Here is a 25773-nt window from a genome sequence, read left to right as displayed (position 1 = left end):
TTCGCTTTGCTCACCAAGAAAAATTGTTGGTTGCGGGAGTAGGATTTGAACCTACGACCTTCAGGTTATGAGACGGAATGATGGATATCTATATAACTGGTAATATTGGATAATATTTCGCTATATTACAATATGTGTTAGAATATGTGTTATAATTTTAGCATTTTGGCCCAGAATCGTAACTTTTTGTGTTAGTTGGCTAACACAAAGTCCGAACGACTGATGAAAATCAGCGAATTAAGATAAAGATGAAATTGTGAGCAGCTTGGCGGGCGGTATGTGTTCTTACAACTGCAGCAGTTTAGCCACCTTTTTTCGCTTTACGGATTGCGATATTGATCAAAAAGTGAAGCGATATGACGCGCATAAGGCCGCCCAGCATCATTAATCACGAGCCCATCGCTACATTTTGCAATCAAACCTCTTTGCTCGAAAACATCCAGCATATCAGATTTGGGCAAAATATTTCCTGCATCGGCATGCGCCCGCCCCTGACAAAGTAGAGATTGTATTACCTCGCCATGTTCGTTTATTTCCTTATTTCGAGCCACGCCTTTTGTGACGGCTATTTGGTTTCGTGCAGCCAATTTTCGATATGACCCTACATTCTTTTCGTTCTGAACCAACAGACTAGGTAGGCTGCTGATTGCGCTTGCACCAAAGCCAAGGAGCACATCATTGGGATCGTCAGTAAAGCCTTGAAAATTACGATGCACCCGGCCCTTCGCTGCCGCGATCGCCAAGCTGTCTTCAGGCAAAGCAAAATGATCAAAACCGACGGCAATATACCCTGCATCGGTTAATTTTTCATATCCCAAAGCACTCTGTGCAAAACGTAATTCTGCATCAGGCAAATTGTCACCATTTATGCGTCTTTGCCGAGGTATCATTGTCGGCATATGTGCATAACCAAATAGCGATATCCGGCTGGGCTTGAGCTGTATTGCCAAATTCAGTGTATCATCAAGATCCTGCAGCGATTGTTCAGGCAACCCGTACATGAGATCAAAGTTTATTGCCTCAATTCCGCGAAGGCGCAACGCAGATACAGATTTTTCTATGTCGGCAAGTGGTTGAATGCGCCCGATGGCCGCCTGGACATGGGGAGCGAATGTCTGCACGCCAAGGCTGACGCGGCAAACGTTCGACGCCGCCATGGCCAATGCCCATTCCGAACTTAATCCGCGAGGATCAAGTTCGACGGAGATATCAGGTGTCCCAGCCTCGAAAATTGTTGTTATGCGGTCTAGAAGGCGCACAAATTCTACAGTGCTGATTGCATTTGGACTACCTCCGCCAAATGCAATGTTGCGAACCACCCCTCGCCCACTCAGTAGTCGGCCAATTAGTGCAATTTCGCTTTCAAGTGCGTCCAGATAAGCCGTGAGCCTTTGGACTTTACCTGCTGCGCCAGTATTGCAACCACAATACCAGCAAATTTTCTCACAATATGGTATGTGGACGTAAAGCGATAGCGCGGTTCCAGATGGCATGTCACGCAAAGCTTGCGTATATTCGTCTGAACCAAAGCCCTCTTCAAACTCCATAGCTGTGGGATAGCTGGTGTAGCGAGGAACTGGTTTTGCCAGCAATTCTGGATAATAGGGCCACATTAGCAGATAACTAATCTACGAAATCGCGCTGCGCTTTGATCTTAGTCAAAAAGCGCCGCGATAAAATCTAACTTTAAGGTATCTAAGCAACCTCTGCCAGAAGCTCTAGCCGGGCACGATCCGAGATGACAACCGTACGCCGATCAGGCAAGTCAATAATCCCGTCTTTCTTGATACGCGTAAACTGCCTGCTGACAGTTTCGATCGTTAGGCCCAAAATATCGGCTATTTGCTGCCGGTCCATGGGCAACTCAAACCGATCAAGTCGCGTGTTTATCGGACTGCAGCCCTCTACCACAAGCCTCTCAGACAATTCGATCAACAAGGTTGCAATGCGTTCTGTTGCTGACTTTTTACCTAGCAATGTCATCCATTCCCGCGCGCGGTCGAGTTCGTCTAAGGTACGCTGCAACAATTTATTCTGTAAGTCAGGATGCTCGCGCGCAAAATTATCAAAGGCGGATCGCGTAAAAACGCATAACTCGGCATCGGTCATGGCCGTTACACTATACGGGCTTTCTTTACCGAACGGCCGTCCGATAAAATCGGATGCATACATAACGCTGACAATTTGCTCACGCCCGTCCTGCAAATTTACCGAAAGTTTCAACACGCCGTCAATAATATTGGCGACGACGGGTGCGGGGTCTCCCTCCCATAGGAGAGTTTCTCCGCGCTTTATTTTCAGCTTGCGGCCTAGATTTCCCAATGCTTGCAATTCAACGGTTTCAAGGCTGGCGCAAATCGCTCGGTTGCGAACTATGCATGTGGAACAATCGCTCATGGCGTGGTTATAATGACCAAAGCCAATGAAAACAAACTTATGTTACATTATGCCAATAGAAACCGTCTAACCGGCCTTGCCATCTGCGCGTTTCGTCAGATAAATCGCCACCTGTCTGAGTGCCCAAGGCGAGACCAGTAAAATCCACAGAACACCTGCAAGCACAAACCAATGCCCGTGATCATCGCGTATCCCAGCTATAATTCTAGCGATTGCAGACAGCTGTATCCCCCAAAATGCAAGCCAGGCTATGCGGCTCATCTCCAAGGTCCTGCCTGAATGTCCCTGCGTCACGCGCGTGACCATCGCGATCACGAGGCTACCCGACATTCCAATGTAGAGCGCATGGACTGGAGCTCTGCCGATGCTGATACCTAGTCCCGCAAAGTCAGAATAGCTATCAAGAGCGATTAGCGCAAAACCAAGCGGCGCCCATGCAAAGCCCCAAATCAGTGCCATGAAAAGCCCCGGCGCCGTCTGCCGCGGCCACCAACGCCAAAGCATCAGTCCGGTTAACAAACAAAGGGCTAGCGCGCTGATAAATTCCAGTGAAGCATTGCCAGTGAGGCCGAGCAGCAAATGCGTGACAAGAAAAATCCAAGCTGCAGCAAGCACCCAATAGGGCCGCCATACAACATAATCTCGAACGACATTACCCGCAAAAAACGGTATCATCCGGTGCGCTACGGTAAAAAATACGGGCAACAGAAACCCAAATGTCCCGGTCATGCTAGCGGCTTGATAATATTGGCCACTAAGCGTGACCAAAAAAAGCATAGCTAAGCACAGACCTATGAGGCCAAAACCCAAAGCGGAGAAAGCCGACCACGCATGCCACGTTGGCCCCTTGTTTTCGCGTCGTTCTAAAATGAGCAGACGCAGCATTTGCCAAATTGCAGCTGCCCAGCCTAGCCCGGCTATGCACAAAGCTAATGCCAAAAGATGGTGATTTGCCAGTATCAAGGCGAACCACGCTAATATCGATGCCAATATGAAAGAAGTCCCTACAGGCGCGTATTGCTCTCTGCTTAGATCAGGATAACTCATCCAGCGCGGGAAAACCGTTAAAAGGAAGCCAAAGAAAAAGGCCGGTATCATCAGGTAAAGCATCATCGGGCCATGAATCAACGAGGCCGGCACGTCTGCCCTACTCATACCGATAGGCCATATATAGATGTCGAACAGACTTGCGGTCCACCAAACCATCAGAAATACCAGATTTATTACACCTGTAAAAAATAGCAGACGGTGGGGCGCGGCGAATATAATGTTTATCCGTTCCTGCATCAGATAAGCCCGTGGCTGCCTGCAACCGCGCCTAGAACAGTGATTATACCAAATAGAGTCAATATGCGGTGCAGCATTTCCATTTTTGAAAAATCTTCTGCAGGCGTTTTCGATGCGGCCATCCTGCGATGCAGGAATAGCGGCTCTGCAATGAACAGCATGACCATGAATATGATCCACAATATCAGCATCGCATGCATCCACCAGAAATGACTTTCGAGAAACCGGTCCCACATTTCAGCCCGCCAGACCATCCAGAAACCGCTTGCTCCGGCCAGTAAAACCCAAATTTTGGCTTGCCATGCAAAGCCGTTTTCCAATTTATGAAATGCGGAGAGGCGCTCATTCGGCTCGGATTGCTGCCGGATTGCAGGCATGGCAACCATCGTCACGAAGGCCACGCCGCCGATCCATAACAGGATGCTGGCGACATGGATCACGCGCGCTATTATGTAATCATCCATATCGCTTCCTTATATTTTTCGTCGTAGCGATAGCCACAAACCTCCACAGTTCTCTTGATTTAAATCAATTACATTGCCTTTGTTGACCACTACGTAGATGGCATGAAAAGGATTAAGGCAGAATATTTATCGGGGTTGGTGGCTCTAGTTGTAGGCATTAATGTCAGTCCTGCAATCGCGCAGACCGAACCCCAGCCGAAAAATCCGCCACAAAACGAGCAACCAGCGCCGACTAGTGACCCGCTACCGATCAAACCCTATGCGGATATTCGGTACCGGTTAGAGCTGGTTGATCAGGACGGCATTCCAGAAAATGCGACCGCATCTACCTTGCGGATACGCGCTGGGTTCGTAACCGATGAATGGAACGGGCTGAGCGCAGTTGTGGAGGGTGAAGCGATTATCGCTATCGGGAAAGAGCGTTTTAACGACACTATAAACGGGCGAACACAATTTCCAATAGTGGCCGATGCGGAAGACATTCTGCTCAACCAAGCCTATATTCGGTGGCGTCCGGATAGCAGAATAGAGGCGACAGCAGGGCGGCAGGCTGTCAATCTCGACAACCAAAGATGGGTCGGGTCAGTTGGCTGGCGACAAAATGACCAGACGCTCGATGCGATCAAAATATCTGCGAAACCCCTTCAGAATATCTCGGTAGATTATTTTCATGCCTGGCGTGTTAACCGGATTTTCGGAACCGATTCACCACTAGGTATTTGGCGGGATACTGATATCCACGGCTTGCGCGCTGGCGTTGAAATCAAACCTGTGGGCAAGCTATCTGGCTATGGCTACTGGCTTGACATCCCATCCGCACCAGCTCTGTCATCGCGCACGCTGGGCGTTCGGCTTTCAGGCGATCAGGCTCTGACAAAAAAAGCCAAGCTGCTTTATGCCGCCGAATATGGCAGTCAGAAAGAATATGGTTCCAACCCATTGGTTTTTAATCATGATTATTGGCTCGCCGAAGCTGGCTTTGCAACTGGACCGTTTACAGCAAAGGTCGGATTAGAGCGCCTAGAGGGCGATGGAATCTCCGCCCTGCAAACGCCGCTAGCGACACTCCACGCCTTTAATGGCTGGTCGGATAAATTTCTACTTACTCCGGCAAATGGACTGCGCGATATTTATGCTGATATAGGTTATAAGTTTAGCCAGGACGGGCCCTTAAAAGGCACATTGCTACGGATCGTTTATCATGATTTTAATTCCGCCAGATTAGGCATCGATTACGGAAGCGAATGGGATGCCGTGATGAGTATCCCAGCCCGCAAAAATATTACGCTTATTGGCAAAATTGCCCGCTACAACGCCGACCTATTTGCAACCGATACAACCAAGATATGGTTTTCTATAGACGCGAAATTCTAAACGTGTCGTCCCAGATATAAGTTCAGGATTCAAACATATCCAAAAAAGGGTCAGGGCGCGCAAATTGAACGAGCGCAGCATGGTCTGTGATTTCTATATTTGAACCGTCAACCGAAACGCCATGTTTGGAAAGCGCGCTAAAAGCTCGGGACAAATTCTCGGGCGTCATCCCAAGAAGCGAAGCCAGCAATTTTTTCTCACCGCGCAAACGCAAGTTCTTTTCCCCATCACGCTTTTGGCTCTCAAGTAAGATAAAATTGCCAAGCCGCTCGGTTGATTGCCGCATTTTCATGTCTGTAAGAGCGCGGACCATATTTCTGTAACCGACAGCAAGCTCATGCATGGTTTGTCGCATCAATGCTCCGTCTTGTTTGATCACGTCACGCAACACTCCTGAGGGGATTAACATGATACGAGAGGATTCCAACGTACGCGCAGCCATCAAAAAAGGTTGGTCGGTAATTAGCGCAGCAAGAATAAATGTGCTGACAGGCTCGACAATCGCCAAAGTCGAATCCCTATCCGCGTTGGTCGTATAAAGCTCAACCAAGCCATCTATAAGAACATAGAGAAAATCTGGCTGCTGACCGACATCAAACAGCGTTAACTGCGGCGGAAACGCTTGCACAAGGGATGCAGCAAAAACACGCTCGCGTTGACCGTCGTTCATTTCTGCGAATAAAGGCAAACTTGCTATTTCTGGTCGTTCATTTGGTCGCAAGAAATATGTCCTTAGAATATTAATGCCCGCATTTGCCAGATCAATTGATATTCATCAATCGATAAAATGACAAATGTCTGGAGCACACCAGACCATTGTCATGCGTAGAGCAATATTGGCACTGCTGCCGCTGTAACTTTGATTCAAGTCAAAAAGATATTCGCATGGTCCGCCCAATAGAGTTCAGCAAAGCACAACTAGGGTGGTACCATGTCAACTACGCATATCACAACCAAAGCTGATCAAGACCGGGCGCTCGGGCTAAGCACATTCGCGTTTACGGTGTGCTTTGCCGTTTGGACTGTTTTTGCCATTATTGGCATTGAGATCAAAGCGGAATTAGGCTTAAATGATACGCAATTCGGTCTTCTCGTAGGGACGCCTATACTTACTGGATCGCTGACACGGCTGTTTCTCGGCGTTTGGGCTGACCAATATGGTGGGCGAATAGTATTTCCTCTCACGATGCTTGCATCGGCAGTTTCGACGTTAGCACTCTCTTATGCGGACAGTTACGGCTTAATGCTGTTGGCGGCTCTCGGCCTTGGTTTGGCAGGTGGCTGTTTTGCGGTTGGCGTTGCCTATGTATCCAAATGGTATCCGCAGGAAAAACAGGGAACCGCACTGGGCTTCTTTGGCATGGGTAATGTCGGTGCAGCAGTAACTAAATTTACAGCGCCTTTCGTAATGGTCGCTCTTGGCTGGACCGCTGTCGCGCAAATCTGGGCAGCAGTGCTCGGTGCTACGGCTATCTTTTATTTCCTATTCGCTAAAGATGATCCGGATTTTGCTGCACGCAAAATATCTGGGGAAAAACCAAAGTCCCTGAAGCAACAACTCGAACCGCTGAAAAATCAGCAGGTCTGGCGTTTCTCGCTCTATTATTTCTTTGTGTTCGGAGCCTTCGTCGCTCTGGCTTTGTGGCTGCCCAAATATCTCATGGGTGTATATGGGCTCGACATCAAAATGGCTGGTATATTGGCGGCCACCTTCTCGCTCTCGGCCAGCCTTTTTCGCGCCTATGGCGGGATCTTATCCGATAAATATGGTGCACGTAAAATTATGTATGCCACGTTCGGCATATCGTTGCTTTGCCTTTTCATGCTCTCCTATCCCGCCACTGATTATGTAATTCACGGGATAAAGGGCAATATTAGTTTCTCCACGTCAATGGGTCTTGTGCCATTTGTTTTGACTGTATTCGTGCTCGGTTTCTTCATGTCGCTGGGCAAGGCAGCGGTATATAAGCATATCCCGGTTTACTATCCCGATCACGTGGGATCAGTCGGCGGTTTGGTCGGCATGGTCGGCGGTCTCGGCGGCTTTATTCTTCCTATCGTTTTTGGCGCGGTCAGCGATCTGACTGGCATCTGGACAAGCTGTTTCATGGTCTTGTTTGCAATTGTGGGCGTGGCTTTGGCGTGGATGCATATTGCCGTAAGGCAGATGGAGCAAAAGGCATCAGGTGTTGATGCGCGCTCGCTCCCAGAATTTCCAGAATTGGCTGAAATCCACGAGGAGAAATTTCACGGGCAAATCCCAACCAAAGTCTTGGACGATTGGCGCCCAGAGGACGAAGAGTTTTGGGAAAATGTAGGTGAACCAATAGCACGCAAAAATCTCTATATCTCTATTCCTGCGTTGCTACTGGCATTTTCTGTATGGATGGTCTGGTCTATGGTGGTGGCCAAGCTACCGCTAATCGGGTTCAACTATTCAACCGATCAGCTGTTCTGGCTAGCTGCTTTACCCGGACTGTCTGGCGCGACGCTACGCATATTCTACAGCTTCATGGTTCCGATATTTGGCGGACGTTTATGGACCACACTATCAACTTTCTCGCTTCTGCTGCCGGCATTCGGCATTGGCTATGCCGTCCAGAACCCAGAAACGCCTTATTTTATCTTCCTAGTGCTTGCTCTGCTCTGCGGTTTGGGCGGCGGCAATTTTGCCTCCTCCATGTCCAACATCAGTTTCTTTTTCCCCAAGGCGAGCAAGGGAAATGCTATGGCGCTCAATGCCGGGCTGGGCAATCTAGGTGTATCGGTGATGCAGTTCCTCATTCCCATCGTTATTACGGCGGGCGTATTTGGTGTGATGGGCGGACAGCCAGTATCCACTGACACGGGCGAACAGCTTTGGCTGCAAAATGCAGGGTTTATATGGATCCCGTTCATCATCGCCTCAGGCTTGCTGGCATGGTTCGGAATGAACGATATTGCCGATGCGAAAGCGAGTTTTGCCGAACAAGCCGTGATTTTCCAGCGCAAACATAACTGGATTATGTGCTGGTTATACACCGGGACGTTCGGTTCATTCATCGGCTTCTCGGCTGGCCTTCCCTTACTTGCGAAAAGCGAATTTCCTGATGTCAATGTGCTTCAATATGTTTTTCTGGGGCCATTGGTCGGGGCAATCAGCCGCGCGGCTACTGGCTGGGTTTCGGATAAATGGGGCGGTGCACGTGTAACGTTCTGGGTGTTTGTCGCCATGATGATCGGCGTCGTCGGTGTTGTATATTCTCTCAATCAGAATAGCTTTGTCGGTTTCCTTGGCATTTTCATCTTCATGTTCTTTGTCACAGGCGTTGGCAATGCTTCAACTTTCCAGATGATCCCTGTCATCATGCGGAGCGAAGTGCCCCGCCTGATGCCGCATCTGAACGTGGCAGAACGCACAAGACAGGCCGAAAAGGAATCCGCTGCTATCGTCGGCTTTACATCCGCCATCGCTGCTTACGGCGCATTCTTCATCCCCAAAAGCTTTGGCAGCTCGATTGCGGCAACAGGCTCGCCGATGGGGGCGTTATGGGGCTTCCTGATTTTCTATGCCAGCTGCGCCGCTCTGACATGGTTCGTTTATACCCGAAAAGGCGGCACTCTTCACGATATTGAACGTGGCAAAGCCCCTCAATCCATTCCCGTATTAGCCCAGTAAAGGACCCAAATCATGAGCCATCTGTTAGACCGCTTGACCTTCTTTAAACAAAAAAAGATACCTTTTGCTGATGGGCATGGAGTCACAACGTCCGAAGCGCGCGATTGGGAAGATAGCTATCGCAAACGCTGGCAGCACGACAAGATCGTGCGCTCTACCCACGGGGTGAACTGCACCGGTTCGTGTTCATGGAAGATTTACGTCAAAGGCGGGATCATCACTTGGGAAACGCAGCAGACCGATTATCCGCGCACACGGCCTGATCTGCCTAATCATGAGCCACGCGGTTGCCCGCGCGGGGCTAGCTATAGCTGGTATATTTATTCAGCACAGCGGTTAAAATATCCGCTGATCCGGTCACGTTTGGTGCGGTTATGGCGGGAAGCTCGCAAAAGCATGACGCCAGTTGCTGCATGGGCATCAATTGTCGAGGATAAAGCCAAACGCCAAAGTTATACAGCCATACGCGGGCATGGCGGCTTTGTTCGGGCAGCATGGGATGAAGTGACAGAAATCATTGCGGCCGCCAATGCCTATACCGCTAGGAAATACGGGCCAGACAGGGTCATCGGATTCTCGCCTATTCCTGCGATGTCGATGGTCAGCTACGCCGCCGGTTCACGCTATCTTTCGCTGCTGGGCGGGACGTGTATGTCCTTTTACGATTGGTATTGCGATCTACCACCGTCTTCTCCGCAAACATGGGGCGAGCAAACAGACGTGCCCGAAAGCGCCGACTGGTATAATGCAGGCTACATCATGCTTTGGGGTTCCAATGTGCCGCAAACGCGCACGCCCGATGCGCATTTCATGACCGAAGCTCGCTATCGCGGTGCCAAGGTAACTGTCGTGTCGCCCGATTATGCCGAAGCCACTAAATTTGCCGATATCTGGCTGAATCCACAGCAGGGAACCGATGCTGCGTTGGCGATGGCAATAGGGCATGTTATCCTGCGCGAATATCATCTGGACCGGCAAGTTCCCTATTTTGAGGACTATTGCCGCAAATATTCTGATATGCCGTTGCTAGTCCGCTTGGTCGAGAAAGACGGTGCTTATGTGCCTGAACGCATGTTGCGCGCATCAGATTTCAAAGGCGGACTCGGTGAGAAAAATAATCCCGAATGGAAGTCAGTCGCCATTGATGAAAAGAGCGGCAAAGCTGTCGCGCCACTGGGCTCGGTCGGTTACCGCTGGGGAGAAAAAGGCAAATGGAATTTGGAGGAAAAAGACGGCAAGGGCAATGATGTCGAATTGCGGATGACCGCGATACTGGATCAAAACCGCGACGATGTTGTCGATGTATCGTTTCCTTATTTCGGCAATCATGAACATGATCATTTCAAAGGGACCGATCATCCCGATGTGCTGAACCGCAAAGTACCGGTGCGTTCTATCAAGTTGAAAGATGGTGATGCAATCGTTGCCACAGTCTTTGATCTTTTCTGCGCCAATTATGGCCTCGACCGGGGCCTTGGCGGTGAACATGTTAGCAAAGATTATAGCGACAATGTGCCTTATACCCCTGCATGGGCCGAAAAGATCACTGGCGTTCCAGCCGAGCAGATTATTACAGTTGCCCGGGAATTTGCAAGCAACGCCGAAAAAACCAATGGCAAGTCGATGGTCATCTTAGGCGCCGGTCTAAACCACTGGTATCATATGGACATGAATTACCGCGGCATTATCAACATGCTGGTGATGTGCGGCTGTATCGGACAATCGGGCGGCGGCTGGTCGCATTATGTTGGCCAAGAAAAATTGCGGCCGCAGACCGGCTGGCAACCACTGGCGTTCGGGTTGGATTGGAACCGTCCGCCACGTCATATGAACAGCACCAGCTTTTTCTATGCGCATAGCAACCAATGGCGGTATGAAACGCTGGACGTAAAAGAGATATTGTCCCCCACTGCGCCGGAAGGTGACTGGTCGGGCACGTTAATCGATTACAACGTTCGCGCCGAACGCATGGGTTGGTTGCCTAGTGCGCCGCAGATGAAAAGCAATCCGCTGGATATCGCCAAAGCTGCCAAAGCTGCTGGCAAAGAGGCCAAGGATTATGTGGCCGAGGGTTTGAAATCCGGCGATCTCGAAATGTCGTGTCATGATCCTGATGATCCAGCAAACTGGCCGCGCAATATGTTCGTGTGGCGTTCTAATATATTGGGTTCCTCGGGCAAAGGGCATGAGTATTTCCTTAAACATCTGCTCGGCACGTCACACGGCGTTCAGGGCAAGGATCTGGGCGAAACCGGCGCGCAAAAGCCAGATGAAGTCGTCTGGCATGATGAAGCGCCAAAAGGTAAACTTGATCTGGTCGTAACGCTGGATTTCCGGATGTCCACCACATGCGTTTATTCCGACATCGTTCTGCCAACCGCAAGCTGGTATGAAAAAGATGACTTGAATACATCCGACATGCACCCGTTCATCCACCCCTTGTCGGCAGCGGTTGATCCGGTTTGGGAATCCAAATCGGATTGGGAAATCTATAAAAGCATTGCCAAAAAATTCTCCGAAATCGCACCAGAGGTTCTGGGCGTTGAAGAAGACGTGGTGCTTACCCCGATAATGCACGATACGCCGGGTGAGATGGCGCAGCCTTTTGATGTTGAAGATTGGGGCAAAGGCGACACCAAGCCTGTTCCCGGCATAAGTATGCCCAATGTTACGGTGGTTGAGCGAGATTACCCCGGCCTATATGACCGGTTCAGCTCGCTCGGCCCGTTGCTCGGCAAACTAGGCAATGGCGGTAAAGGGATTGGTTGGAACACTGACCATGAGATTGAGCTGCTGAAACAGCTTAATGGGACCGTTCTTTCCGAAGGTCAGGCAAAGGGTCATGCTAAAATCGACAGCGCGATTGATGCGGCAGAGGTTATCCTGATGCTGGCACCCGAAACCAATGGTGAAGTCGCTGTAAAAGCATGGGCGGCATTGTCTGAAAACACCGGACGCGATCATACGCATCTGGCGCGGCCCAAAGAAGACGAGAAAATCCGGTTTCGTGATTTACAGGCACAACCGCGCAAGATTATTTCCTCGCCCACATGGTCGGGAATTGAGAGTGAGCATGTCTGTTACAATGCAGGTTATACCAATGTGCATGAGCTTATCCCGTGGCGCACATTAAGCGGACGGCAGCAGCTTTATCAAGATCATAGCTGGATGCGCGCCTTTGGCGAGGGATTCTGTGTCTATCGCCCGCCGATTGATACCAAAGCGGTGAAGCCGATGATTGATAAGGCCGATGGTGAAAAACACGTCATCCTGAACTTTATTACCCCGCACCAGAAATGGGGCATCCACTCTACCTATACCGACAATCTGTTGATGCTGACACTATCGCGCGGCGGACCGATTGTGTGGATGTCGGAAACCGACGCCGCAAAGGCAGGCCTTGTCGATAATGATTGGGTGGAGGCTTTTAATACTAACGGCGCGCTTGTGGCCCGCGTAGTGGTGTCGCAGCGGATGAAGGAAGGCACGCTGTTCATGTACCACGCACAGGAAAAAATCGTGAACATGCCCGGTTCCCCGCTGACCGGAAATCGCGGCGGTATTCACAACAGCGTCACGCGCGCGGTTTTGAAACCAACACATATGATCGGCGGGTATGCGCAGCTTTCCTACGGCTTCAATTATTACGGGACCGTGGGTTCCAACCGCGATGAATTCGTCATTGTGCGTAAGTTGTCCAAAGTGGACTGGCTGGAAGAAGAATTGCCCGAAGGGGCGTTGCCAGCAATGGCAACAAAGGAGCAAGTAGCATGAAGGTTCGCGCACAAATCGGTAAGGTTTTAAACCTTGATAAATGTATCGGTTGTCACACCTGTTCTGTGACTTGTAAAAACGTCTGGACCAGCCGTGAAGGCCTGGAATATGCTTGGTTCAACAATGTCGAGACCAAACCCGGCATTGGTTATCCGAAAGACTGGGAGAACCAGAAACGCTGGAACGGCGGATGGACCAAAAAGGGGGGCCGCCTGCAGCCGCGTATGGGCGGAAAATGGCGGCTTTTAGCAAAAATATTCGCCAACCCCGATTTGCCGGAAATCGACGATTATTATGAACCGTTCACGTTCGATTATGGCCATCTGCAAACCGCTAAGGAATCCAAAGCACAGCCAACAGCACGTCCCCGCTCGGCCATTACCGGTAAGCGGATGGAAAAGATCAACTGGGCTCCCAATTGGGAAGAAATCCTAGGCGGCGAGTTTTCCAAGCGTTCTGCGGATTATAATTTCGAAGGCATTCAGAAAGAAATGTACGGGCAATTTGAAAATACATTCATGATGTATTTGCCGCGCCTGTGCGAGCATTGTCTGAACCCGACCTGCGTTGCGGCCTGTCCATCAGGCTCCATCTACAAACGCGAAGAAGACGGCATTGTCCTGATCGATCAGGAAAAATGCCGAGGCTGGCGCATGTGTGTATCTGGCTGCCCCTACAAGAAAATTTACTATAATTGGAAATCTGGCAAGTCAGAAAAATGCACATTCTGCTATCCCCGTATCGAAGCGGGACAGCCGACCGTTTGCTCCGAAACCTGCGTCGGGCGCATCCGCTATCTTGGCGTGATGCTTTATGATGCAGATCGTATTGAGGAAGCGGCGTCAGCAGAAAATGTTGAGGATCTCTATCAGGCGCAACTTGATATTTTTCTGGACCCGAATGACCCGGAAGTCATTGCACAAGCACGCAAAGACGGCGTGCCAGAAGCATGGCTAGAATCTGCACGCCTGTCGCCGGTATGGAAAATGGCGATGGAATGGAAAGTCGCATTTCCGCTGCATCCCGAATACCGAACGCTCCCAATGGTCTGGTATGTCCCGCCATTATCGCCGATCAGCGCAGCAGCTGGGGCGGGCAAAATCGAAATGGTCGATGACATGCCCGATATCCGCAGCTTGCGTATTCCGCTCAAATATCTCGCTAACTTGCTTACTGCGGGAGATGAGGAGCCAATTGCCACGTGCCTTGAACGGATGCTCGCCATGCGCAGCTATATGCGCGGAAAAACAGTGGACGGCGTTATCCGCGAAGATATCGCAGAGCGCGTTGGCCTTACCACTGCGCAAATTGACGAAATGTACCAGATCATGGCCATCGCTAATTATGAAGACCGGTTTGTTATTCCCACCGGCCACCGTGAAGATGCCGAGGATATGTTCGAAGAACGCGGTTCATGCGGATTTTCCTTTGGCAATGGCTGTTCCAGCGGCAGCAGCGATACCAACTTATTTGGTGCCCCTGCCCGCAAGAAACTTCAGACGCCGACGGAGATGATATCGTGAGCATAACATTTCGTATCTTATCTGCCCTGTTGCAATATCCAGAGGCAGATGTGCAAAACGCCGTTCCTGAAATGCGCAGCGCGCTGTTGGAGGATGGATTGCTTAACGCGGTTCAAATTGCGGCGCTGGAGCCATTGTTAACAAAGCTGGCCAATAGCGATCTCCTTGATGTGCAAGAAGATTATGTCGAATTGTTTGACCGGGGACGTGTCCATTCACTGCATTTATTTGAACATGTGCACGGCGAAAGTCGTGACCGGGGCCAGGCGATGGTCGATTTGCGCGAACGCTATCTTGATGCCGGTCTTGATCCGGTTTCCAACGAATTGCCCGATTATTTGCCGCAGTTTCTGGAGTATTGCTCGGTGTTGCCGCGCGAGGCTGCGCTGGAGCGATTAGCTGAACCCGGTCTGGTGCTAGTTGCCCTGTCACAGCGGCTTGAAGAGCGCCAATCCGTTTATGCGCCTATATTGATTGCCTTATGCAATATCGCAGGCGTTGATCGCAGTGTTGACGTGGAAAGTGCGATAAAGCCAGCCGATGATCCCGACGATCTGGAAGCGCTCGATGCCGCTTGGGAAGAAGAGGAAGTGACATTCGGTGCAATGGCGCCATCCAATCCTAACCTACCGTCTGATAAAGACACATCCTGCCCGCTTGCCGAGCGCCAGCTCGCAGCTATGCAATTCGAAAAAGGAGCTTGATTATGTCTGCACCAATAATCCCCACTCCGGCAGGGCACGAAGCGCTTGAGACTCTCCCGATTGAAGCATGGGCGAACATGTTCTTCTTTGGCGTTTTTCCCTATATCGCACTTGCCGTATTCGTAGTCGGATCGATCATCCGTTATGATCGCGAACCTTATACTTGGCGCGCCGGTTCAAGTCAGTTGCTGCGGCGCAAACAATTAATGTGGGGTTCGGTATTGTTCCACGTTGGCGTCCTGTTCTTATTCATGGGCCATTTTGTCGGACTGCTTACGCCGCATAGTATCTATAAATATATTATCACAGCAGAAGCTAAACAGATGGTGGCCATCATCGCAGGCACGATCGCGGGCCTAATATGCTTTGCAGGCTTGCTACTACTAATGCATAGGCGTTTTTTTGATGCGCGGGTCAGACAGACATCGAGTTTTAGTGACAATGCAATACTGATCATTCTTTTTGTTCAACTCTTACTTGGGCTTGCAACTGTTCCGTTTTCATTAGCGCACAGCGATGCGGAGGTAATGCTACGGCTTTCCGCCTGGGCGCAGGGCATCTTTACTTTCGAGCCGCGAATTGCCAATTACATCGTTGGTCTTGACTGGCCGTATCAGGTCCATCTCATCCTCGGCATGTTCATATTCCTGTTATTTCCTTTTACCCGCCTAGTGCACATGTTGTCTGCTCCAGTTCGCTATTTCTGGCGTTCGGGATACCAGATCGTGCGTTCTCGTAAATTAGCGAGCGGTATTGGGGAGACGCATCATGGATGAGGTAATGGAAAAAATTAGCGTTGGCGGAATTGAAATTGCGCAGAGCGATATCGCGGCAGAAGCCCAAAATCATCCGTCAGGAACTCCGGAGGAAGCAAGAGCCAGCGCTGCAGAAGCTCTTGTTGTACGAAGATTACTGCTGAACGAAGCGGATCGGCTTCATATTGCAGCACCTGACTTGACCGATGCCAATGGAAATAAATTGGCTCCGGACGACGCTCGTATTGAGGCTTTGCTGGAACAGGAAGTCAAAACGCCAACAGCCGACAGTGCCGTTGCAAAGCGTTTTTATGAGCAGCATGAAGACCGGTTTTCTTCGCCAACAATTGTTGAGGCTGAGCATATCCTGTTTGCCGCGTCGCCCGATGATGAATTTGCATACTCTCTGGCGACCGGCGATGCCCGAGGCGTAATCCGGAAGGTTCAAGCAGAGCCTGATGCTTTTGGTAAGCTGGCACGCGAACTATCAGCTTGTTCTTCTAAAGAGCAAGGCGGCAATTTAGGCCAGATTGGCTCTGGGCAAACTGTCGAGCCTTTTGAAAAGGCGCTTTTTGCTTTGGCGGAAGGCGAATTATGCGCACAGCCAGTAAAATCACGCTTTGGCGTTCATGTTATCCGCGCCGGACGCCGCGTAGAAGGAGAAACTCTGCCCTTTGAAGCGGTTGAGCAAAAAATTGCGGATTATTTGGAAGAAGCAAGCTTTCGTAAAGCAGTCTCGCAATATCTTTCCATATTGGCCTCCCAGACAGAGATAGAAGGCGTCGCGTTCGAAGCCGTCGACGGACCATTGGTGCAGTAATGAGTAGGATGCCGGACATCATAGACCTGAAAGCTCCAGAGACTAAGGTGCCAACGAGCCTTTTGTCCGACGCGATGGGCAGACGTTTTGAATATCTGCGGCTGTCGCTCACCGATGTGTGTAATTTCAAATGTAGCTATTGTTTGCCTGATGGATATCGCAAAGCAAATGGTGCTCCGACAAATCTAAATATTGATGAGATTGCGCGGTTAGTCCGAGCTTTCGCATCGCTTGGATTATGGAAAATTCGACTAACCGGCGGTGAACCTACTCTTCGCAGAGAATTTATAGAAATTGCAGGTGCGGTTAGCGCCATTCCCGGTATTCGACGCCTCGCTATGACCACCAACGGCTACCGATTGGCTGAACGCGCGCAGAGTTACTTTGACGCCGGAATTTGTGCGATCAACATCAGTATCGATTCACTGGAACCCGAAAAGTTCAAACAGATTACAGGGCATGACCGACTTGCAGAGGTTCTTGATGGAATCGAGGCGGCACGGGCCGCGGGCATGACCGATATCAAGATCAACACGGTGTTGATGCGCAATCTGAACCATCAGGAGATTGATGATTTTCTGAATTTTGTTGCTACGCGCAATGTGTCCTTGCGTTTCATCGAAGTCATGCGAACAAATGATAATCCGCAATTTTTCAAATCACATCATTTGCCTGGCACGCATGTTGCAAAGCGGTTGGACGATCTTGGCTGGAAGCAATTGGCGCGCAAGCCAGGGGCAGGTCCCGCCGTCGAATATGGACACGATGCAGCCAAAGGACGGATCGGAATTATTGCACCCTATTCACAGGATTTTTGCGCGACATGCAACCGCCTGCGTGTTTCAGCCACAGGCAAGTTTCATCTATGCCTATTCGGAGATGGCGGTATCGATCTGCGTCCTCTTTTGGCAAGCGACAGTCAGTATGAGGAGCTGGTGACCCGCATTGTCGCACTAACCCAGACCAAGGCACCAAGTCATTTGTTGCACCAAGGAGATAGCGGAAAAACGCCTCACCTTGCATCTATTGGAGGCTGAATTGAAAATTTTAAAGAAGCTAATATAACGGTTGAACTCTGCGGACAGCTGGCCACGATTCTTGCCGACCAGATTACAATCCGCATCGCAGAAAATGGATCAAATATTGCAAAAGTGCGCCATGAGATTGCGATCAAATATCCCGAAATGGCAGTTTATATGGCAAGCCCGCGCGTAAAGGCGTGCCTCGATGAGACTATTGTACTAGATAGCGCCGCGATCATGCCAAATCAAATACTAGCGTTTTTCCCGCCAGTTTCAGGTGGTTAAATTGGACGCAGTTCAAATTACGCGCGAAACATTTGAACCAGCGCAAGCGCTGGCGGCTTTCACGAACGGGTGTGACGGAAGCGACGGAGCCATTGTTAGCTTCACTGGTCTGGCCCGCGATCTGACAAACGACGGTTCGTCTGTAACTGCTCTTACTTTGGAAACATATCGTTCGGTCACCTTAGCATCGATGCAGGCTATTTTGGATGCGGCGCAGGAACGCTTCGCTATCAGCAAATCGTTGGTCATCCACCGCGCAGGTGTCATCGCACCAAACGAAGCGATTGTTTTTGTGGCGACCGCATCTGCGCACAGGCGCGCCGCTTTTGAAGCTGCCGACTACATGATGGACCGATTGAAAACAGAAGCGGTATTCTGGAAATCCGAACAGGGGCCGCAAGGTCACAAATGGATAGAGCCTACGCAGGGCGATATTGTAGATACAGAAAGATGGGCGGTTTGAGCAATGGCCGGTATTGATAAAGCACTCACCTTCTATCCGCTAAAAATCGCGGTAATGACGATTTCTGATACGCGCACAAAGGAAACAGATACGTCTGGCGGCCTGCTTATCCAAAGGTTGGAGGCTGCAGGTCATAGCCTCGCTGACCGTGCTATAGTGACCGATGATAAGTCGGCAATTAAAGCGCAGGCGCAGAAATGGATAGATGATCCCGAGGTTGAGATTATCCTTACCACGGGCGGGACCGGATTTACCGAGCGTGATGTTACTCCAGAAGCGATAAAGCCAATGTTCCGGCGTTATATGGACGGCTTTTCAGTTTTGTTCCATCAGGCGAGTCTTGGCACCATTGGTGTTTCTACTTTGCAATCGCGGGCATTTGCCGGTCAAGCCGGTGATAGCTTTATATTTTGTGTTCCCGGGTCTACGGGTGCATGCCGCGATGCTTGGGATATGGTGCTTAGCAACGAGCTAGACAGCCGCCACCGGCCTTGCTCGATTGCTGGCTTATTGCCGCGTTTACATGGCTTATGCGCATAAACCGAAATTCTTGGCAGAAAGAATGTGGGCAATATCATGATCAGCTTTGATGAAGCGCAAGAGATAGCCGCTCAAGCAGCATCTGAACTGGGCACTGAAACAGTGGAACTGGAAAATGCCTCTGGCCGTGTTCTGGCAGAAGCAATATCTGCACAGATAGATGCCCCGCGCCAAGATGTGTCGGCTATGGATGGCTATGCCGTCACCGACGCATCTACAGCCTTGGGAGATCGCCTCAATGTCATCGGTGAGGCCTTTGCTGGCGCACGATATTCTGGTGCCGTCGGTCCAGACGAGACGATCAGGATATTTACCGGAGCGGCTATGCCGAACGGAACGGACCGAGTTATTATACAGGAAAATGTCGAACGCGATGGCCGATTAGCACACATTGCAAGAGAATATGGACCGGGATGGAATGTTCGCAAGCAGGCAAGCGATTTTGCCACTGGTGATGAATTGTTAGGCGCAGGGTCGATGCTGACGCCGCGTAGCCTGCTAACTGTTGCAGCCGCTGACCGTGATGAAGTCCTCGTTGCTCTTCAGCCAAAAATTACCATTATAGGAACAGGTGACGAGATTGTCGCTCCGGGAAAAGCTGCAAGCCAGCTTGAAAGTATTCCCGATAGCGTCACAATCGGCTTGGCCGCTTATGCCAAATCTATTGGCGGAAATGTGATTGCCCGTAAAAGATTGGCCGATAACCTTCATGAACTGACAGAAGCAGCGGGTGAGGCCTTGGCTCATGCCGATATAGTGCTTGTCACGGGCGGCGCGTCAGTCGGCGAGCGCGATTATGCTAAGACTATGTTTGAACCTCACGGGCTCGAACTATTGTTCTCAAAAGTTGCCATTAAACCAGGCAAACCTGTCTGGCTCGGGAAAGCCGGCGATAAGTTTATACTTGGCTTACCTGGTAATCCTGCATCAGCTATGGTGACCGCAAGATTGTTCTTGGCTCCTCTCCTAGCAAAGCTGCAAGGCCAGACGCGCCCGTTACCTTTACAGTGGCGAAAGATACCTCTTTCAACCGAGATTGGCCCGAACGGTCCACGCGAAACCTTCTACCGCGCGTTTTGGGGTGAAAACGGACTTGTCATTTTGGACAACCAAAGTTCGGGAGCGCAGCAACCTTTGGCGCAGACAGATTGGCTGGTGCGCCGTCCGGCGAATTGCAAAGGCAAGAAGCAAGGAAGCCTTGTCAACGCCCTCCAATTTTAACAGAAATATGATTGTGCTTGTTTCATATCCTCTGGTGTATTGATGTTGAAAAAAGGATCTGGATCAGCCCCTGTCCAATCAATAAATTCTACCTGCATTGTATCGGCCAAGCCAATCAAAGAACGCCGACCGGTTTCAGCATAGGCCGTGATTTGGTTAGTGATATTTGTACTCCACAAAGCACAAATCGGATGAATCTGCCCATTGCTTCTTGCCATCGCGACCTGCGAGGCACCGATTTCCTGCTCCAACCTTTGAAGCAGATCGTCCGGTAGGAAAGGCATGTCGCAAGGGATTAGTAAAACGTGCGAGGATTTCTTTTTCTGGGCATAGCAAAGCGCATTAGACAAGGCCGATAGTGGTCCTTGATTTTTTTCATGGTCTACCAGCAATTCAATATCTGCTCTCAATGTCTGCGATGGAGCTTCTTGCAAAGCGACGGCGACATCGCTTGACCAACGAGAAACTCGGTCTAACGATCGATCTATCAAGCTTATCCCATCAAGTATTAAAAATGGTTTTCCTCCGCCTATTCGGCAACCTTTGCCGCCCGCCGCAATAACAATCGGGATATTTGAGTGCTTTAGTAAAATGCGTTCGTTTTCTAACATATGGTATTCTTGATCCCCCGTCCATTCTCATCAAAAATATCTATGCCTGGTAGCTAACCTAGTTTATTGGCGATAGCCTCCGGTGGCGTCGATATGCCAACATGTCGTTGTCTGAGAGCGCACACTTCTGCTAAATTGCTTCATATTTGCTAAAATCAGGCGCTTTGCTTAGCTGTTGTTCCCGACCGGCATTTGCCGCCAAAGCAGCTATTTTTCCCTCCACGCTCGCATACGCTCCCCATGCCGCGAAAATTCCAGCCGGGCAATTGATCGTAGATGAACCTCGTCGGGCCCATCGGCGATGCGTAGCGCCCGCATACCGGCATAAACCTGTGCCAATCCGAAGTCATCACTGACACCGCCCGCACCATGCGCCTGAATTGCATAATCAATGACCCGCAAAGCCGTCCGTGGCGCTGCAACTTTGATCATGGCGATTTCTAGTCGAGCCGCTTTGTTATCAGTCTTGTCCATCATATCGGCGGCTTTCAGACAAAGAAGGCGCGACATTTCTATATCCAGCCGCGCCTCTCCCAAATGCTGTTCCCACACCGATTGATCAGCGAGTCGCTTTCCGAATGCGACTCTTGACAACAATCTGTCGGTCATTTTCTCGATGGCCACCTCTGCGGCTCCTATCGCGCGCATGCAGTGGTGAATGCGGCCTGGCCCAAGCCGCCCTTGGGCAACTTCAAAACCCTTGCCCTCACCAAGAATAATGTTTGACGCCGGAACCCGGACATCTCGCAATATAACTTCCGCGTGGCCATGTGGCGCATCGTCATAACCAAAAACTGGCAGCATTCGGACAATTTCAACGCCGGGAGTCTCCAGAGGTACCAGTATTTGCGATTGCTGACTGTGGCGATCGGCTTCCGTATCGGTTTTCCCCATGACGATAGCGATCTTGCAGCGAGGATCGCCAACTCCCGATGACCACCACTTACGACCATTGATAATGTAATGATCTCCGTCCCTGCTAATAGTTGTCTGTATGTTCGTCGCGTCTGAGGAAGCTACATCAGGCTCTGTCATCAAAAATGCTGACCGAATTTCGCCATCCAGAAGCGGCCGCAGCCAGGCAGTTTTTTGTTCCGCTGTACCGTAACGATGCAGCACCTCCATATTACCTGTGTCAGGTGCTGAACAATTAAAAGCCTCAGATGCAAAACTGACCCTGCCCATTTCTTCTGCACACAAGGCATAGTCTAGATTACTCAGCCCAGCCCCTTGGTAGTTTCCATCATCATGCTCCGACGGCGCAAGAAAGAGATTCCAGAGTCCTTCCGAATAAGCACGGGCCTTCAGTTCTTCGATGATTGGCGGCGGTGTCCAGCGTGTCTCATTGGTGATTTGAACGTGAGATTGATATGCCGACTCTGCCGGATAAACATGAGCATCCATAAAGCCGCGAACACGGTCCCGCCATTCAGCCTGCCTGTCAGAAACGGTGAAATCCATATACTTCGCTCCGCCTAATTTTCTTGGTTAAACTACCAGCTATGAAATGGCGTAAAAACTTCGCCACCGAATTGATGTAAATCAAATACCTCTATTAAATATCATTGTAGATAAACCTCACATCTAGTGGCAAGTAACTCGAGCTGATACCATATATGGATTTTTCGATGATCCTTGAAACAAAATTATCCGAAGAAATCTGGACGTCCAAATATCGTTTTTCGCCGCAAGGAGCCAGCGGGGATCAAAGTTTTGACGAGACTGCAGCGCGCGTTGCGGCCGCAATCGTTGAGGCGGAAGCGCCCGAATCACGAGAAGAATGGGGCACCCGCTTTTTTGATGCCATCGCCGATTTACGTTTCATCCCAGCCGGCCGCGTTATTGCCGGTGCGGGAACTGGACGCGCTGTTACCTTATTCAATTGTTTTGTAATGGGAACGGTACCAGACAGCCTTGGGGGCATATTTGATCATCTCCGGGAAGCAGCGCTAACGATGCAGCAAGGCGGTGGGGTCGGGATGGATTTCTCAACTATCCGGCCACTAGGAAGCCCAGTTCATGGTGTTGGAGCTGATGCATCAGGTCCGCTGTCGTTCATGGATTGCTGGGATTCGATGTGTAAAACCGTGCATTCAGCCGGTCAGCGGCGCGGCGCGATGATGGGGTGTCTGCGCATTGACCATCCCGACATCGAAGCCTTTATTGATGCTAAGCGGGATGCTGCGCGATTCCGCAATTTCAATGTTTCTGTGCTAGTGACAGATGCCTTTATGGAAGCTCTCCATGCCGATGCCGATTGGCCTTTAGTATTCGGCGGTGACGTTTTCCGAACCATTCGGGCAAAAGACCTCTGGGAGCGGTTAATGCGCGCTACATACGATTGTGCTGAACCTGGAGTAATCTTCGTAGACCGCGTCAACCAGCAGAATAACCTGGCATATTGCGAGGACATTAGCGCGAGTAATCCTTGCGGTGAACAAATGCTACCACCTTATGGAGCCTGTCTGTTGGGATCAATCAATCTTGCAAAGCTTGTTGTCCGGCCATTTGAAGATGATGCAGGACTTGACGAACAGCAGCTTGGCGAACTTACAGAAACTGCGGTGCGTATGCTCGACAACGTGATTGATATTTCGCGCTATCCCTTGGAACAGCAGGAAGTCGAAGCTAAATCCAAGCGGCGCATTGGATTAGGAATCACTGGCCTTGCTGATGCGCTTTTGTTTTGCGGCGAACAATATGGAAGTGATGATGCAGCGGCTCAAACGACCCGTTGGCTGGAAATTATAAAACGGGAAGCATATCGGACTTCTGCCAAGCTGGCTGCGGAAAAGGATCCATTTCCTCTATATGATAAGCGCATTCTTGATGCGCCCAATTTGAAAGCGCTAGATGACAAAACCCGCGCTATGATTGCCGAGCATGGTCTTCGCAATGGTTGCCTCACCTCCATCGCACCAACCGGAACAACATCGCTTCTGGCGGGGAATGTATCATCAGGCGTCGAGCCGGTATTTGCTTACAGGTACGACCGCCGTATTCGCCAAAGCGATGGGTCTACACATACCGAAACGGTCGAGGATTACGCGATGAGGGTCTGGCGCGAGGCAAAAGGGATTGATGCCGTTCCGTCAGACGAGCTATTTGTGAGCGCCCAGACCTTGAAACCCTCCGAACATATCAAGATGCAGGCGGCGGCGCAAAAAGCCATCGACAGTTCGATTTCCAAAACTGTAAATTGTCCCGAAAATATTAGTTTTGAAGATTTTTCAGATATTTATCTGGAAGGATACCGGCTCGACTGCAAAGGTATGACGACTTATCGGCCCAACGCGATCACGGGGTCGATCCTCAGCACTGAGACCGACAAACAAACAAAAGCGCCCGTCGAGATTGCACCGCTAGCACCGCGAGAGGAGGCGCTTGACGGCACGACCTATAAGCTTAAATGGCCCGATAGCGCGCATGCGGTTTATATTACAATTAACGATATCGTCTCCGGTGGAGAGCGCCGCCCATTCGAGATTTTTATCAATTCCAAAAATATGGAACACTATGCTTGGACACTTGGTCTCACGCGGATGATTTCAGCTGTGTTCCGGCGCGGGGGCGACGTATCGTTCGTTGTCGAAGAAATGAAGGCGGTATTTGATCCAAGGGGTGGTGCTTGGTTGCAAAAGAAATATGTGCCGTCGCTGTTAGCGGCTATCGGCGATATTATTGAGCGTCACTTGGCTATGGAAGAGCAGGTATCCGAAGCGAAGGCAGACGACGTTATCCCCATGCCAGCCGGACAATTTTCTCCAGCATGCCCGAAATGCGGAGCTGCATCGCTAATCAAGGCGGAAGGTTGCCTTAATTGTCTTGATTGCGGCTTTTCGAAATGCGGATAATCTATAATAAACAATTCATTACTGAAACGCATGCCCGCTTTGAAAGCGATATAAAAAAGCACGGTAACCTTAAGATCCATTTCGTCATTTTGAAGAGCGGTTCACGCAGGCCGAGTTGCACAAAGACATTGCCGATGCCGGAGCCATAAATCCGGCTAATGCATCGCTAGATTGGGTGTCAGCCAGTCGAATTATATTATTGAAGAGCTAAGGCCCTAATGATCTCACTTTTGAGTAGAACGATACAGCCGTAGCTATATGATAAAAAATTATAAATTTTCCGTCAAGCCAAATTTGTGTAAGGTTTTGTGTAAGTGTGTAAGACATGTGTAAGGGAACCCCACAAAAAGTGGGACGCGACTAATGCTATACCCCCATCTCTCACTGGTCCCCATCCTGCTGTTCTGAAGCTTCCGTTGAATTGTCTAAACTGAATGGCGTTTGGCTGTATGCTGACCCAGTCAGATCGAACCATTGCAGTATTGAATTCGATTCGCCCTGACCAACGAGAATTCACCTTTCAGACAAAGGCATCACCGCCCTACCCTATCAATGCGCGTAATCTGACTGCGATGGCTTAGAGTGCTCGCCACTTCGCCGATGCGACAGATAGTATTTCTCGAACGCAAAAAAATCCGGCAGTCCCGGCAAAGGAGATTGCTATGATCATTGGATCGCTCGCTGCCTTCATGGTCAGGAATGCTCCAAGAACAATCAAATCCAGAATGATCGCGCTTAGCAAAATCCAGCTTTTAGCTCCGACATCGTCTTTAAGATGACGATAAACGCCCCAATGGATGATCATGTCCATCACCAGATAAAATATCGCCCCCAATGATGCTATCCGGCTCAAGTCAAAGAACGCAGCCAACAGGCCTGCGGCAATTACGGTGAAAACCAGCGTGTGCTTTTGAATGCCCCCAGGCATTCCAAAATGGCGGTGCGGAATGAGGTTCATGTCAGTAAACATCGCCAGCATGCGCGATACTGCAAAACACTGGCAAGAAGCCCCGACGCGGTT

General features: G+C 50.2%; 21 protein-coding genes. 13 read left to right on the top strand and 8 right to left on the bottom strand.

Going from position 1 to position 25773, the window contains the following annotated elements; genetic code table 11:
* Window positions 1–320 precede the first annotated feature (320 nt).
* The 4 genes from hemN to ACN0WW_RS16495 form a co-directional block, all read right to left on the bottom strand.
* A complete protein-coding gene (gene hemN, locus ACN0WW_RS16510; RefSeq protein ID WP_417614091.1) occupies window positions 321–1613 on the bottom strand; it encodes an oxygen-independent coproporphyrinogen III oxidase in 1293 nt (430 codons plus the stop codon).
* A gap of 82 nt (window positions 1614–1695) precedes the next feature.
* Window positions 1696–2397, bottom strand: coding sequence for a Crp/Fnr family transcriptional regulator (locus ACN0WW_RS16505; protein WP_417614089.1), 702 nt, complete (start codon window positions 2395–2397; stop codon window positions 1696–1698).
* Window positions 2398–2463: 66 nt separating this feature from the next.
* Window positions 2464–3684, bottom strand: a complete 1221-nt coding sequence (locus ACN0WW_RS16500) for an NnrS family protein (protein WP_417614087.1) — start codon at window positions 3682–3684, stop codon at window positions 2464–2466.
* On the bottom strand, window positions 3684–4148 hold the full coding sequence (locus tag ACN0WW_RS16495; protein ID WP_417614085.1) for a hypothetical protein: 465 nt from the start codon (window positions 4146–4148) through the stop codon (window positions 3684–3686). The genes ACN0WW_RS16500 and ACN0WW_RS16495 overlap by 1 nt, the downstream gene beginning before the upstream one ends.
* Before the next feature lie 102 nt (window positions 4149–4250).
* Between ACN0WW_RS16495 and ACN0WW_RS16490 the strand changes: the two genes are divergently transcribed.
* Window positions 4251–5522, top strand: coding sequence for an alginate export family protein (locus ACN0WW_RS16490; RefSeq protein ID WP_417614083.1), 1272 nt, complete (start codon window positions 4251–4253; stop codon window positions 5520–5522).
* A 22-nt stretch (window positions 5523–5544) separates the two neighbouring features.
* On the opposite strand, the gene ACN0WW_RS16485 is transcribed toward ACN0WW_RS16490, so the two are convergent.
* Complete coding sequence (locus tag ACN0WW_RS16485) at window positions 5545–6243, bottom strand: cyclic nucleotide-binding domain-containing protein (RefSeq protein ID WP_417614081.1); 699 nt, start codon at window positions 6241–6243, stop codon at window positions 5545–5547.
* 210 nt (window positions 6244–6453) lie between these two features.
* Here ACN0WW_RS16485 and ACN0WW_RS16480 point away from each other — a divergent pair, with 210 nt between their 5' ends.
* From ACN0WW_RS16480 to ACN0WW_RS16430, 11 genes are read left to right on the top strand one after another with little or no spacing between them, the layout of a single operon-like run.
* Window positions 6454–9180 carry a nitrate/nitrite transporter gene (locus tag ACN0WW_RS16480; protein WP_417614079.1) on the top strand — a complete coding sequence of 909 codons (2727 nt, stop codon included), beginning with the start codon at window positions 6454–6456 and terminating at the stop codon, window positions 9178–9180.
* A 12-nt stretch (window positions 9181–9192) separates the two neighbouring features.
* Complete coding sequence (locus ACN0WW_RS16475; RefSeq protein WP_417614077.1) at window positions 9193–12954, top strand: nitrate reductase subunit alpha; 3762 nt, start codon at window positions 9193–9195, stop codon at window positions 12952–12954.
* Window positions 12951–14477: a nitrate reductase subunit beta gene (gene narH, locus ACN0WW_RS16470; protein WP_417614075.1), complete on the top strand. Its 1527-nt coding sequence runs from the start codon at window positions 12951–12953 to the stop codon at window positions 14475–14477. The genes ACN0WW_RS16475 and narH overlap by 4 nt, the downstream gene beginning before the upstream one ends.
* Window positions 14369–15181, top strand: a complete 813-nt coding sequence (narJ, locus tag ACN0WW_RS16465; RefSeq protein WP_417614073.1) for a nitrate reductase molybdenum cofactor assembly chaperone — start codon at window positions 14369–14371, stop codon at window positions 15179–15181. Before narH ends, narJ begins: the two co-directional genes overlap by 109 nt.
* A 2-nt stretch (window positions 15182–15183) precedes the next feature.
* Window positions 15184–15957, top strand: coding sequence for a respiratory nitrate reductase subunit gamma (narI, locus tag ACN0WW_RS16460; protein ID WP_417614071.1), 774 nt, complete (start codon window positions 15184–15186; stop codon window positions 15955–15957).
* On the top strand, window positions 15950–16756 hold the full coding sequence (locus ACN0WW_RS16455) for a peptidylprolyl isomerase (RefSeq protein ID WP_417614069.1): 807 nt from the start codon (window positions 15950–15952) through the stop codon (window positions 16754–16756). The genes narI and ACN0WW_RS16455 overlap by 8 nt, the downstream gene beginning before the upstream one ends.
* Window positions 16757–16764: 8 nt before the next feature.
* The gene (gene moaA, locus ACN0WW_RS16450; protein ID WP_417614067.1) at window positions 16765–17793 is read left to right on the top strand and encodes a GTP 3',8-cyclase MoaA; all 1029 of its coding nucleotides are present in this window, start codon (window positions 16765–16767) and stop codon (window positions 17791–17793) included.
* Window positions 17794–18063, top strand: a complete 270-nt coding sequence (locus tag ACN0WW_RS16445) for a MoaD/ThiS family protein (RefSeq protein WP_417614093.1) — start codon at window positions 17794–17796, stop codon at window positions 18061–18063.
* Window position 18064: 1 nt separating this feature from the next.
* A complete protein-coding gene (locus ACN0WW_RS16440; protein ID WP_417614065.1) occupies window positions 18065–18526 on the top strand; it encodes a molybdenum cofactor biosynthesis protein MoaE in 462 nt (153 codons plus the stop codon).
* Between the two features lie 3 nt (window positions 18527–18529).
* On the top strand, window positions 18530–19066 hold the full coding sequence (gene moaB / locus ACN0WW_RS16435) for a molybdenum cofactor biosynthesis protein B (RefSeq protein WP_417614063.1): 537 nt from the start codon (window positions 18530–18532) through the stop codon (window positions 19064–19066).
* Between the two features lie 36 nt (window positions 19067–19102).
* Complete coding sequence (locus ACN0WW_RS16430) at window positions 19103–20287, top strand: molybdopterin molybdotransferase MoeA (protein ID WP_417614061.1); 1185 nt, start codon at window positions 19103–19105, stop codon at window positions 20285–20287.
* Here the strand turns inward: ACN0WW_RS16430 and ACN0WW_RS16425 are convergent.
* Window positions 20284–20898, bottom strand: coding sequence for a molybdenum cofactor guanylyltransferase (locus ACN0WW_RS16425; protein ID WP_417614059.1), 615 nt, complete (start codon window positions 20896–20898; stop codon window positions 20284–20286). The two genes, ACN0WW_RS16430 and ACN0WW_RS16425, sit on opposite strands and share 4 nt — an antisense overlap.
* A 207-nt stretch (window positions 20899–21105) precedes the next feature.
* Window positions 21106–22359 (bottom strand): acyl-CoA dehydrogenase family protein, encoded by a 1254-nt coding sequence (locus ACN0WW_RS16420; protein ID WP_417614057.1) that lies wholly within the window; start codon window positions 22357–22359, stop codon window positions 21106–21108.
* 167 nt (window positions 22360–22526) lie between these two features.
* Between ACN0WW_RS16420 and ACN0WW_RS16415 the strand changes: the two genes are divergently transcribed.
* Window positions 22527–24752 carry an adenosylcobalamin-dependent ribonucleoside-diphosphate reductase gene (locus tag ACN0WW_RS16415; RefSeq protein WP_417614055.1) on the top strand — a complete coding sequence of 742 codons (2226 nt, stop codon included), beginning with the start codon at window positions 22527–22529 and terminating at the stop codon, window positions 24750–24752.
* A gap of 577 nt (window positions 24753–25329) precedes the next feature.
* Here ACN0WW_RS16415 and ACN0WW_RS16410 read toward each other — a convergent pair.
* Entirely contained in the window at window positions 25330–25731 is a 402-nt protein-coding gene (locus ACN0WW_RS16410; protein ID WP_417614053.1) for a hypothetical protein, read from the bottom strand.
* Window positions 25732–25773: the final 42 nt, after the last annotated feature.

The organism is Parasphingorhabdus sp. (genome assembly GCF_048269865.1).
Classification (GTDB): domain Bacteria; phylum Pseudomonadota; class Alphaproteobacteria; order Sphingomonadales; family Sphingomonadaceae; genus Parasphingorhabdus.
The sequence above is the reverse complement of the archived record's forward strand: the minus strand, read 5'-3'. Positions and strand labels throughout refer to the sequence as shown.